This window comes from Gemmatimonas sp. (assembly GCF_044345575.1).
In the GTDB taxonomy this organism is placed as follows: Bacteria; Gemmatimonadota; Gemmatimonadetes; order Gemmatimonadales; family Gemmatimonadaceae; genus Gemmatimonas.
In genome coordinates this window covers 1-11,748 of the sequence record NZ_JBIJAW010000082.1, presented here as the reverse complement: position 1 = coordinate 11,748, position 11,748 = coordinate 1, and the positions used below count along the sequence as shown (strand labels likewise).

The window sequence follows — 11,748 nt, the reverse complement described above, 5'->3', positions numbered from 1 at the left end:
TCGGCCCCACCGGCTCCTGCAGGTGGCCGTGGCGCAAGGCCGCCACGGTGACGGCGCCGGCGCCTTCGACGGCCATGCCGGTGGTGCGATGCAGCCAGGTCATCGTCTCACCGAGTTCTTCCTCGGTCACCAGCAGCAGTTCGTCGGCGCACACCTGGCCAATGTGCAGCGCGTCGTCGTCGATCTGGCCTGACAGGCCGTCGGCAAGTGTCGGGGTGACGGGTGTGTCCACCACGTGGCCCGCGCGCACGCTATTGGCCATAGCGGCCGTTTCGACGCTCTGCACCCCGATCACCCGCACGTCAGGCGCGAGGGTGCGCAGCACCGCCCCCATCCCCCCCAGCAAGCCACCGCCACCGGTGCAGATCAGCACCGTGCGCATCGCCGGCAGCTGCTCGAGCAATTCCAGCGCGACCGTGCCCTGTCCGGCGAGCAGATCGAGGCCCAGGCACGGGTTGATGAACCGGATCCCCTCACGCTCGGCGTGGGCCTTGGCCATCACCATGGCGACGTCGTAGTCCGCCGCCTCGTCGTTCACGGTGGCGCCCAGCGCGCGGATGCCGTCCTTCTTCACCTGCGGCGCCGTGACCGGCACGTAGAGCATCGCCGGCGCACCGAACGCCTTCGCCGCGTACGCCACGCCGAGCCCGTGATTCCCCGCACTCGAGGCCACGACCCCCTTGGCGCGCTCTTCGGGTGAGAGCCCCGCGAGCACGTTGTACGCGCCGCGCACCTTGAAGGAGCCGGTGGGATTCTCGAGCTCCATCTTGAACCACACCTCCACACCGAGCTGCTCCGACAACGCCTCATGGCGAATGAGCCGGCTGGGCGGCAGAAACGCGCGCAGCCGTTCGGCCGCGGTGCGCACCGCCGAGACGGCGGGAAGGATGGCGGGATTGAGAGTCGGCATGGGGGAAGAGTAACGGGGTGGTGCGCTGTTCCCCCACCCCTCAGATGAGCCGCGTTCCCCGCACGCGCGCGATATATCCGTCCACATCGAACTTCATCTTCGCGCGGTGCGTGACCATGGGGCGCAGGCCACCCCACACGGGCTTGTTGCCCCACGAGCGGTCCCACAGCCCCAGGCACCACATGATGCCGCCCACGCTGTTCGGATCGCGGCCATCGAGGGCGTACTTGTCGTTGAGGTGAAACATCCATGCGCGCGCCTGCTCGTAGCTCTCTGTCCAGAGCAGCATCGTCTTGCCCCAGAGCATGCGCGGGTAGTTGTGGATGATCCCCTGTGACACGAGTTCGTGCTGCGAGGCGTTCCACAACCGGTCGCTGGTGGCGGCGCGCTCGAGCTCGTCGAGATCGTAGAGGTGCGGGCGCGCATCGTTCACATGCGCCGCCATCGTGCGCTGTATCCAGTCGGGGAGTGCGGCGAGCTGGTCGAAGTGGCGGGTGCGGACGCACCAGTTGTAGCTGAGTTCGCGCCACGTGGTGACCTGCTGCACGAAGGCCTCGAGATCGGCCGCGGTGGCGCCCACGTCGCCGCGCCGCGCGCGCGCCTCGCGCACGACGCGCGCCGAGGCGATCTGGCCGTAGTGCAGATACGGCGACAGGCGCGAGGTGCCCTCGCCGTTGCCGGCTTCGTTGCGCTGCTCGTCGTAGTGGCGCAGCCCATCGCGCAGGAAGTGCGCGAAGCGGTCCTGCGCAGCCATGCTCCCGCCGTGCTGCGGCACGGCCGGCACGGTGTGATCGATCTCGCACGCCGTCACCTCGCGCGCGATGTCGTCGTCGGTGAGCGAGGCGATTGCGAGCGGCGCGAGCCCACCACCGGCGGCGATGGTGTCGCGCAACGACGCGCGCAACCCGTCGCTCAGCGGGACGCGCGGGACCTCGTCGCGCACCGGCTCGAGCGCCACGTCGAGGAGCTTCGCGATCTTCGGGCGGATGGTGCGCGCCGCAAACTCCGGCTTCGTGAACGTGCCACTGGGTACCGTGCACACGCTGTCCACGGCGAGTACTCGGCAGTTCACCCGCTCGGCCAGCCGTTCGGTGCGCTCGCGCACGCCCGCGGTGGGGAAGAGGTCGGTGAAGACGACATAGGCCCTCGCGGCCAGCCGGTCGAGCACGCGGCGGTCGTCATCGCGGCGGCGACGCAGGACGAACTGATAGTGCAGTCCCAGCTGGTCGGCGTGCCGCGCCGTGTCGCGGGCGCCCTGCAGGATGAACGTGTGGTGTCGGTCGCTGGCGTGCGGATAGGTGGGGTCGAGTCCCTGGTGAATCACCAGCGGCAGGTTCACGCGATTGGCCGTGCGGATCGCCGCGCGCAGCCCCCAGTTCTCGTCGAGCCGGTGCGTGGACTGCATCCAGTACAGCACGTACTCCCCGTCAGGGCGATACGTCTTGCCGTTCAGGTCGAGCGTGCGCGGGACGAGCTGGTCGCGCACGAAGTCCGAGTCGAGCGCGTGCGCGCCGGCATCGGCGGACCCGAAAGGCAGGGAGGTGTCGGAATAACCCATAGGGCGGGTCAACGCGCGTATCCGGCGCGGAGTTGCCTTGACTTCCCCCGTGCATCCGCTACCTTCACGTTCGTTACCCGATGGGCCCCGCGCCACAGGAGCGGGGCCTTTGTTATCCGGGTGCATGGGGCTGTAGCTCAGCTGGGAGAGCGCTGCATTCGCATTGCAGAGGTCAGGGGTTCGAGCCCCCTCAGCTCCACTGTGTAGGCTGTTGCTGGAACCTTTCGTGATCCTACCGGTACGAAGGGACATCGAACCGTGACCGGTTCGCCACTGGTGTGACGCCGGTACACGGTGCATCGTCCAGTGCAGGACAACGTAAGCCCGCCGCCGTTCGGTAGGACGGAGAGTTCCAATGACGGCGCGCGTGGCAGTTCTCGAACCCCGACAGGTGTCACTGTTGGGGTTCTTTGCTTTGTGGGGCTTTCCGAGCGGCCGCACAGCTTGACCCGGGGCTCTCCGGTCAGGAGACGCGCGCCAGCGCTTCCATGTCTGCCCGCATGGCCCGGAACAGCTCGGTGAGGAAGCGGTTCTCCTCCTCCTCCACGCTCCCCGCGAAGTCGGTCATGGCGCCGAAGCCGAGGTTGCCGAGCCAGCGCATGATCGCGCTCTCCTTGACCGCCACATCCACCACGCGCTCGCTGATTGTCTGGCCGTTCGCTCCGGTGCGCATGCCCAGCTTGAAGTACACGCCCGGTCCCTCGAACGGGTAGCGGATGGCGGAATTGAGCAACTGTTCTGCGATCAGCGGGAGGTGCCACTTGGGCTCGCTGCGGAAACGCGCCTGCCAGGCGCGCTCGCGCGGCCGATCGATGTGAACGAACTCCCCTACAAGATTCGAAAATCCGACGGAGAAAACCCCCTTCTTGGCGACCGCTTCCGTGGTGACCGTCAGCGTATCGGGCATCCGGCGTGCTGCCCCGGTGAGCGGCTGCAGCTCACCGTCGTGCGTGCGGAATCGCACGGTCAGCACCCGGTTGATTGCCTGCGCGTCCCACCATTCGCCGCCGAGCCGGTCCGTGAGGCGCACGCGAAACCGGCTCGGTTCGATGTATTTCTGCAGGAACCTGGTGTAGGCCGGAAATCCCGCGGCGAGCTTGCGCGCGTCGATGCGAAACTGCATCGCCACCGTGGTGGACCCGTCGAGCTGGGACACGGCGATGATGGTGTCGAGTGTCAGCAGCCGCCCCAGCGCCGTGGTCGTGCGCGGGAACGCCGTGCGGTAGTCCACGCGCATGGCCGTTCCCGGGCGCTCGGCGGACTGGAAGAACGCACGCGCTACGGCGTTGAGGCGCGCCGGCGGGAGGGTGCCCACACCGTGCTCCACCACCGTGTGCCAGAGCCAGGTATTCTCGCTCCGCTGGCTCACGGCGATGAGGTGGCGCTGGTCGCCCACGCGCATCGGGGAGGGGGTGTCGCGCCGCGCCACGAACTGGAACTGGTTGTTCGCCAGCCCCGCCTGCCACTCCGCCTCCCGCTCGGCGCCGGTCCGGGAGGTCCGCATGGCGGTCCACACGGCGGTGTCTTCGACAAGTTTGGATGGCGCAAAGGCGTACCGGGCAATGCGCATGCGCCCGTAGTTCACCTTGGGATGCCGGGTCACATTGGTGAAGCGGTACTCGAACCCGGCGACGAGCGCATCGAGGTTCGCCTTCGCGCCGGCGACGTCGCTGCCGTGCGCCAATGCCGCGGCACGGCACCCGCCCGAAAAGGCGAGTGGGATGAGCGCAGCGACCGCAAACGTGGCGAGGCGACGGAGCATGGACGCAGGATAACGCGGTGGGCCGCGAAAGGGACACGGGCGGCGTTCCGATGCGAAGTGCCGTCCGTCCCCTGATCCATACCCTTCGGGATTAGATTCGAGGGTCCTCCTTCCCCGTACATACGTGTCCGACTCCACGAACTCCGACAACTCCACGGCGCCGCGCCGCGACTTCATCCGCGAAATGGTGGCGGACGATGTGGCGACGGGCCGCTTTGGTCGCGCCCCGGCCACCCGCTTCCCGCCGGAGCCCAACGGCTTCCTGCACATGGGGCATGCCAAGAGCATCTGCCTCAACTTCGGCATCGCACAGGAGTTCGGCGGCACGTGCAACCTGCGGTTCGACGATACGAACCCGGCCACCGAGGACATCAAGTACGTCGAGTCCATTCAGCGCGACGTGCAGTGGCTCGGCTTCCAGTGGGACGGACTCTACTACGCCTCTGATTACTTCGAAAAGCTGTACGACATCGCCGAGATGCTCGTGCAGCAGGGGAAGGCGTACGTCGACGATCAGAACGAAGAGCAGATCCGCACCAATCGCGGGACCGTGACGAGTGCCGGTACGCCGAGTCCGTGGCGCGATCGTTCGGTGGAGGAAAACCTCGATCTCCTGCGCCGCATGAAGGCGGGCGAGTTCGTCGACGGCGCCAAGGTGCTGCGCGCCAAGATCGACATGGCGCATCCCAACATGATCATGCGCGACCCGCTGCTGCTGCGCATTCGTCATGCGCATCACTATCGTCGCGGCAACGACTGGTGCATCTACCCGCTGTACGACTTCGCGCACGGGCTGAGTGATGCCATCGAGGGGATCACGCGCTCGCTGTGCACGCTCGAGTTCAAGGACGCGCGCGAGATCTACGACTGGCTCGTGCGCGAGGCCGGCTTCGAGAATCCGCCCACGCAGATCGAGTTTGCCCGTCTCGAGCTCGACTACACCGTGCTCAGCAAGCGCAAGCTGCTGCGTCTGGTGAACGAGGGGCACGTGAGCGGCTGGGACGATCCGCGCATGCCCACCATCGCGGGGCTGCGTCGTCGTGGGGTGCGTCCCGAGGCCATTCGCGCCTTCGCCGACGTGATCGGCGTGGCCCGCAAGGATGCGCGTGTGGAGTACGCCACGTACGAGCACGCGGTGCGCAACGATCTCAACATGGAAGTGCCGCGCCGGCTGTGTGTGCTCAACCCGCTCAAGGTGGTGCTCACCAACTACCCTGAAGGGCAGGTCGAGCAGCTCGAGGCGCAGGACTATCCGCACGACGTACCCAAGACGGGTTCGCGTGCCATGCCGTTCTCGCGTGAGCTGTACATCGATCGCGACGACTTCATGGAAGACCCGCCGAAGAAGTTCTATCGGTTGGCGCCGGGGCGCGAAGTGCGGTTGCGCTTCGGGTATTTCATCACGTGCCAGGACGTGGTGAAGAACGACGCCGGCGAGATCGTGGAGCTGCGTTGCACCTACGATCCCGCCACGCGCAGCGGCAGCTCGCCCGACGGTCGCAAGGTGCAGGGCACCATCCACTGGGTGAGTGCGCCGCACGCGGCCGACGTGGAGGTGCGGTTGTACGATCGCCTCTTCGCGCAGCCCGATCCCGACGATGTGCCGGAGGGGCAGGACTTTCTCAGCGCGCTCAACCCGCAGTCGCTGGTGGTCATCGCGCACGCCAAGGCCGAACCCGGCGTGCTCGACGACCCCCTCGGCTCGCGCTACCAGTTCGAGCGCGTGGGGTATTTCTACGCCGAGCCGGAAGACAGCACGCCGGAGAAGCGGGTGTTCAACCGGATCGTGGGGCTGCGTGACAGCTGGGCGAAGGAAGTGAAGAAGGGCTGACCGCCGGGGCGCCCCCCTTCCACTTGTGGGGGCGCCACGTATATTTGACGGCTCACCCGTCTTCGGATTGGGTGTGGTCAGCTGCCCCTTAGCTCAACTGGCAGAGCGTCTGACTCTGGATCAGAAGGTTCCTGGTTCGATCCCAGGAGGGGCAATCGTTCGACAAATACAAGCGCCGCCGTCACTTAGGTGATGGCGGCGTTTGTGTTTTGCGGGCAATTGGGCAGGATTCCTCGTTCCGAACTTTCCACGCCAACGCTCGCATTCCTCGTGACCGGTTGACAACGCATACCGCAATGTCCACTGTTCATGAACACTGGACTAGGAGCCTGTTCTGCCGCTCAAGCCCGCTGATGTCGCCGTCGCTCTCCAGCTGTCACTTACACCCGACGTACCCTACCGGGAGTTGGCGGCGGCCGTGGGCATATCACACGGGGAGGCGCACAACGCCGTGCGGCGCCTGCAGGCTGCCCGGTTGCTTCGCGCGGGCTCACGGGTCGTGAAGACGGAGGCGCTCCTCGAGTTCCTGCTCGGTGGCGTCCCTTATGTGTTTGCGGCGACGCCAGGAGCCGAGGTGCGTGGTGTACCCACGGCGCACGCCGCGCCACCGCTCGACGTTGATTTCACCGGCGCCGATGCCTACGTCTGGCCGTCTGCCGAGGGGCGCGTTCGCGGTGCCGCGCTCGAACCGTTGTATGCAGGAGCCGTGCATACCGCGACGACCAATCCGGCGCTGTACGAGCTGCTGGGCTTGGTAGACGCATTGCGCGCCGGGCGTGCGCGTGAACGACAGCGCGCCCGCGACTATCTCCGACAGCGGCTCGGTGCAGCAGCATGATCGTCCACCTCGATCATCCTAATGCACAGCAAGTGCGGCGTACCGCCATCGCGCTCGGCGGGCTCCTGCATGAAGTCGTCTTCGTCGGCGGACAGATGGTGCCGTTCTTCATCACCGACCGGGGCTTGCATCGCCTGCGTCCCACGGACGACGTCGATGTGATCGTCGAGTGCCGCACCAGACATGACTATCACGAGTTCGCCCAGCGACTGCATGCGCTGGGATTTCGCCCCGATCAATCACCAGGCGCCCCGATCTGCCGTTATCGAACCGCTGACGGTCTGGTGCTCGATGCCATGCCGCTCGACGGCGATATCCTCGGCTTCAGCAACCGGTGGTATCCATTGGTAATGGATACCGCGGTCTCCGTGGACCTGACCGGTGGTATCATGATCCGCGCCGCGCATCCGGCAGCGCTGTTCGCGACCAAATGGGAGGCATTCCTCGACCGTGGCGCAGAGGATCCCTTCGGCAGTCACGACCTCGAAGACCTGCTGATGCTCATTGCGGGACGCGCCGAACTCGCCAATGAGTTGCATCTGCTCACGCCAGACGTACGTGCCTTCATCGCCGATTCCGCACGTATGCTGCGGGCGGCGCCGTGGTTCGACGATGTACTCGAAGGTACCCTCCCTGATGCACAGCGTCTGCCGGCGATCCTCGAGGGTGTCCGCGCACGAATTGATCGCTTGATGAACTGACTGGCATTGGAGGGCTCACAATGATTCTGCGCATCGTTCAAGGTACGACCATGCTGGGCTTGTACGCATTCGCCCGCCATCACGAGGTGTACTTCGGGCTGAAGTACGCAGCCGCCATGACCGCGCTGTGGTTCATGATCGAAATCGCCGCGCGCATGAATCCCGGTTCGTTCAAGAATCCCCTGATGAATGGCGGCGACGCCGGCGGACTGGAACGGCTGGAGCCCTCGGCCATAGGAGAGGTCGTAGCACCGGTGTGCGCTGGGGCAGGGATCGCCGTCGCTTTGCTTGGTATGGCGATCACGGCGCTGCTGGTTGGGTCACCAAGCATGCAGAAGGACGCCGCAATCCTGATCGTCCCCACAGGGCCCATGATGATAGGCATTCCCCTCTACATCATGCTCGGAAAACTAGGGGAGTTGGCCGAGAACGTGCGGTGATCATCCTGTGCCACCGAGGAGACTTGCAATCCCCGACCGCTCGCAGAGGATAACTCGGAGGCGATGACGACGACCGTCATGGCGCTGCCAACTCAACCAATGGGAGTTTCAGCGATCGGACATCGAGTTGTTGGAGAAGCCAAGCGGTTTGGGCGAAACCACAACTCGGTGTCCCTTCGACTCCTTGCGGATCGAATCTGGATCAGAAGGTTCCTGGTTCGATCCCAGGAGGGGCAATACGAAGCGCCGCGTCAGCTGAGGCTGGAGCGGCGCTTCGCGCGTCCGGCTAGGCCACCGGCGACGTCCCAGTTACGCGGCCTCGCCCGAATGGGGCGACGTCTTCGAAATCAGCGGGAAGTCCGCGGGCGAGCGGATCGAGCGGACCGAAAGGTCGACGTCAAGGAGCGGCCAGTACAGGTGATCGGGGCTCGGCCGTTCCACTTGCGTCAGCGCGCCGATGCTCGCCTGCCGAAACCACGGAAAGTCGTCGAAGCGCAGGAGGAGTTCCTCGTCGCCCAGCAGGAGCCAGAAGCCATGCCGGGATACGTTCGTGACCTCAGGCGCCGAAGTGGCGAATCCAGGCATCGCAAATCTCCCCGGTGTGGCGTTCGACAACGTCCCGTGCGTCCGCGAGCTGGCGAGCGGATAACCCAACCGACTCCGCCAACCCGACCTCCGGTTCGAGCCAGAACTTGGCTTCTCCATCCGGATGGGAAATGTGCACATGCATACGCGGTTCCTCTCGTGAGAAGAAGAACAGGCGAAAAGGACCCTCTCGGAGGACGGTCGGCGACATGCCGGAAATATAGTGACACAGCGCAGATGCTGACGATGCGAACCGGGCGTTTCCGTCGGGAGCGGCACAGCGCCGCAACGACTACTATCTCGTCGACGTTTTTGTTTTCGGGGGTGGCGAACATCCTCAAGTGCTCCCCCGCATTTCTCCCTGACTCGCCCATGACCACGCGCTCCACACCCGCCGAGCCGGAGCAGGACGCTCGCGTCCGAGCTGTCTTCGACGACATCCGCGCCACCCGCAACACGACCTACATCAACAACCTCTGGCGTATGCTAGCGTTCGACGCCGCGCTGCTGGAGAGCACGTGGGCCGACGTGAAGCGCCTGATGGCCACGCCGTCGCACCTCGATCCGCTCACCAAGGAGCTGATCTACATCGCGGTCTCCATCACCAATGCCTGCAGCTACTGTGTGCACTCGCACACCGCGGCCGCGCGGGCCAAGGGGATGACGGACGCTCAGCACGCAGAGCTGCTGGCCATCGTGGGCCTCGCGGCCAAGACCAACCAGCTCGCGACGGGGCTGCAGGTGCCCGTGGATGCCGTGTTCGACGGCGGACCGGTACCAGGCGGCGCGTAAGGCGCGCGCCAACGCGACGTGGCTATCGCTCAGAACTTGCGCGTGTAGCCCAGCCGCACGACCTGCGTCTCGAGGAAGTCGGTACTCACGTAGCGGAAATCGGTGCCACGCAGGGTGCGCCGGAGCTGATTCGTGTTGAGCAGGTCGGTCGCATTCAACACGATCTCGCCGCGCCCCTGCTGCACACTCCTGCGCAGCCCCACGTCGAGGGCGTAGCGCGCGCCGACACGCCCCTGCGGGAATAGATCCGGCGCTTGGTAGATGCTCGAGACGCGCGCATCGATGCGGCCGGGAAGCATCAGGTTGGCGTTCACCTTGAACGTACCCGAGACGAGCGACTCCTTGTCCGCCCGGTAGGTGACCGGCACGGGATACCGGTTCAGCACTGAGAACGCCCCGATCGTGGTGCGATACACGTTGGCATTGGTGCTGAGGGAGACGGTGCGCGACACTGTCTGCTGCCACACCAGCTCCGAACCCGTGATCCAGCTGCGTCCGGCGTTCTGGAAGACGTTGTACAGGATGGGGCTGCCGGGTGCCCGCGTGGCGATGCGCGTGATCGTCGCGTCGACGATGCGCCGATAGCCGGCCGCGTAGAGGCTCCCCTTCGACCAACTGGTGCGATAGCCCATGTCCACCGAGGTGGTGAACTGCGGGCGCAGTCCGGGGTTCCCCACCTTGATGAGTTCCGGCTCGTCGTACTTGGGGAAGATGCGGATGTCCACTTCGTTCGGACGATCGACGCGCCGCGTGAAGAAGAGCGACAGCTTGTGTTGGTCAGCCGGCTTCCATGCAAAGCGCACCGTGGGGAACGGCTGGAAGTACCGGTACCCATCGCTGCGGTACGTGTTGTGGTTGGGATTCACGTCGTAGTCGAGCAGCACCTGCTCCACGCGTAGTCCGCCTTCCACCTCGAGTGCCGGCCCCTCGTACACATACGTGGCATACGCCGCGGGAATCGTTTCGCGGTAGGTGGCCCAGCCGCCGGCGCCGCTGTCAATCGGCGACTGTAGCCCGGGAAAGAACTGCATGTTCACGGGAATCGACCGATAGCGCCCCTTGAAGCCCAGCTCCATGCGCCCCTGCGGCAACGGGCGCACGTAATCCACGTTGAGATCCCCGATGTGCTCGTCGGAGAGCAGCTTGAAGGCGTCTCGGCCGGTGAACGTGGGACGAATATTCGTGAAGAAGTACTGCTCGTCTTCGCGGTGGAACGAGTAGTTCCCCGTGATCGTGAGCGTGTGCCCTGGTTGCAGGAACCGGTGCGTGAATACCGTGGACGCGAAGGCGGTGTACTTGACCTCGTCCTCGAGAAACGTCCACAGCCGATAGCGATTGGCGAGGGAACCCTGGAAATACGGATTGTCGCCGTCGTCGAGAATCTTCTCGCGATTGAACAGCCCCGACACGCTGAGGCTGTTGCGCGCGTCGAAGGCATGGTCCACGCCGCCATTGATTGTGGCGTAGTCGGTGCGCCGGTTGCGCAGGATCTGCTGCGTGATCACCGTCCCGTCATTGTACGTGCGCGTGGCGAACTCGTTCTTGTTCATCGTGGGCGAGTACAGCCAGTCGGCGCGCAGGAAACTGTTGGTGCCGCCACGCCGGTAGTTGAGCGCCAGCGACGGGTTGAACTTTGGCGTGAACAGCCGCTGCGCACGAATGCCAGGCAGGTTCTCGCGTCGCGACCACAGCGCACCGGCGCCGCCGGACACGCCGAGCGATCCGTTGAAGCCGTCCTGCGTTTCCTGCTTGAGTACCAGGTTGATGATGCCGGCGCTGGCATTGGCGTCGAACTTCGCGCCCGGATTGGTGATGATCTCGATGCGATCGATGGCCGAAGCGGGCAGGTTCTCGAGCCCCGCCTGCGAGGCGACACCGGTGAGCGCCGACTGCTTGCCGTCGAGGAGCACCGCCACCTTGTCGCTGCCCCGGAGTTGCACCTTGCCGTCCTGCGTGACCGTCACGCCGGGCAGTGAGGCCATGGCCTGCACCACCGAACCGCCGCGTTGGGCGATGTTGTCGGCGAGGGTGTAGCTCTTCCGGTCCATGGTGCCGGCCACCTCGTCGCGCGTGGCGGTTACGGTGACCTGGTCCAGCGCGGCCGTGGTCGGCTCCAGCTTGAGTACGCCGAGGTCGAGAAAGCGGCTCAGTTCCCCCACGAAGACGGCGCGCGTGAGCGGGGTATACCCGACCCGCCGCACGTCGAGCCGGTACTCGCCCTTGGCGAGATTGGTGAACACGAACGCGCCGAGCGAATCGGTCAGTCTTCCGGCCACGAAGCTGCTGTCGCGCTGGCGGCGCAGCTGCACCGTGAGATAGGCGAGCGGCGCC

The 11,748-nt window shown here is 65.6% G+C and carries 11 protein-coding genes and 2 tRNA genes; 7 read left to right on the top strand and 6 right to left on the bottom strand.

Annotated features, from left to right (window positions below; genetic code table 11):
* Nucleotides 1-910 (bottom strand): threonine/serine dehydratase (locus ACIQ6O_RS07090; RefSeq protein ID WP_396207075.1); only part of this gene is annotated, 910 nt, incomplete at its 3' end.
* A 40-nt stretch (nt 911-950) separates the two neighbouring features.
* Nucleotides 951-2,468, bottom strand: a complete 1,518-nt coding sequence (locus ACIQ6O_RS07085) for a deoxyribodipyrimidine photo-lyase (RefSeq protein WP_396207074.1) — start codon at nt 2,466-2,468, stop codon at nt 951-953.
* Between the two features lie 126 nt (nt 2,469-2,594).
* Here ACIQ6O_RS07085 and ACIQ6O_RS07080 point away from each other — a divergent pair.
* A tRNA-Ala gene (locus ACIQ6O_RS07080) sits at nt 2,595-2,667 on the top strand.
* A 264-nt stretch (nt 2,668-2,931) separates the two neighbouring features.
* Here the strand turns inward: ACIQ6O_RS07080 and ACIQ6O_RS07075 are convergent.
* Nucleotides 2,932-4,230, bottom strand: a complete 1,299-nt coding sequence (locus ACIQ6O_RS07075; RefSeq protein WP_396207076.1) for a hypothetical protein — start codon at nt 4,228-4,230, stop codon at nt 2,932-2,934.
* Nucleotides 4,231-4,354: 124 nt separating this feature from the next.
* Here ACIQ6O_RS07075 and ACIQ6O_RS07070 point away from each other — a divergent pair, with 124 nt between their 5' ends.
* The 5 genes from ACIQ6O_RS07070 (at nt 4,355) to ACIQ6O_RS07050 (ending at nt 8,040) form a co-directional block, all read left to right on the top strand.
* The gene (locus ACIQ6O_RS07070; RefSeq protein WP_396207073.1) at nt 4,355-6,061 is read left to right on the top strand and encodes a glutamine--tRNA ligase/YqeY domain fusion protein; all 1,707 of its coding nucleotides are present in this window, start codon (nt 4,355-4,357) and stop codon (nt 6,059-6,061) included.
* Nucleotides 6,062-6,143: 82 nt separating this feature from the next.
* Nucleotides 6,144-6,216, top strand: a tRNA-Gln gene (locus ACIQ6O_RS07065).
* Nucleotides 6,217-6,479: 263 nt separating this feature from the next.
* Complete coding sequence (locus tag ACIQ6O_RS07060; protein WP_396207072.1) at nt 6,480-6,899, top strand: MarR family transcriptional regulator; 420 nt, start codon at nt 6,480-6,482, stop codon at nt 6,897-6,899.
* Nucleotides 6,896-7,600 carry a nucleotidyl transferase AbiEii/AbiGii toxin family protein gene (locus ACIQ6O_RS07055; protein WP_396207071.1) on the top strand — a complete coding sequence of 235 codons (705 nt, stop codon included), beginning with the start codon at nt 6,896-6,898 and terminating at the stop codon, nt 7,598-7,600. Before ACIQ6O_RS07060 ends, ACIQ6O_RS07055 begins: the two co-directional genes overlap by 4 nt.
* A gap of 20 nt (nt 7,601-7,620) precedes the next feature.
* Complete coding sequence (locus ACIQ6O_RS07050; RefSeq protein ID WP_396207070.1) at nt 7,621-8,040, top strand: hypothetical protein; 420 nt, start codon at nt 7,621-7,623, stop codon at nt 8,038-8,040.
* 309 nt (nt 8,041-8,349) lie between these two features.
* Here the strand turns inward: ACIQ6O_RS07050 and ACIQ6O_RS07045 are convergent, their stop codons facing one another.
* Both ACIQ6O_RS07045 and ACIQ6O_RS07040 read right to left on the bottom strand, forming a co-directional pair.
* Nucleotides 8,350-8,625: a DUF2442 domain-containing protein gene (locus ACIQ6O_RS07045; protein ID WP_396207069.1), complete on the bottom strand. Its 276-nt coding sequence runs from the start codon at nt 8,623-8,625 to the stop codon at nt 8,350-8,352.
* A complete protein-coding gene (locus ACIQ6O_RS07040; protein WP_396207068.1) occupies nt 8,597-8,836 on the bottom strand; it encodes a DUF4160 domain-containing protein in 240 nt (79 codons plus the stop codon). Before ACIQ6O_RS07040 ends, ACIQ6O_RS07045 begins: the two co-directional genes overlap by 29 nt.
* Nucleotides 8,837-8,997: 161 nt before the next feature.
* Between ACIQ6O_RS07040 and ACIQ6O_RS07035 the strand changes: the two genes are divergently transcribed.
* Nucleotides 8,998-9,417 carry a carboxymuconolactone decarboxylase family protein gene (locus tag ACIQ6O_RS07035; protein ID WP_396207067.1) on the top strand — a complete coding sequence of 140 codons (420 nt, stop codon included), beginning with the start codon at nt 8,998-9,000 and terminating at the stop codon, nt 9,415-9,417.
* Between the two features lie 29 nt (nt 9,418-9,446).
* Here ACIQ6O_RS07035 and ACIQ6O_RS07030 read toward each other — a convergent pair.
* A partial coding sequence (locus tag ACIQ6O_RS07030) for an outer membrane beta-barrel protein (RefSeq protein ID WP_396207066.1) occupies nt 9,447-11,748 on the bottom strand: 2,302 nt, incomplete at its 5' end.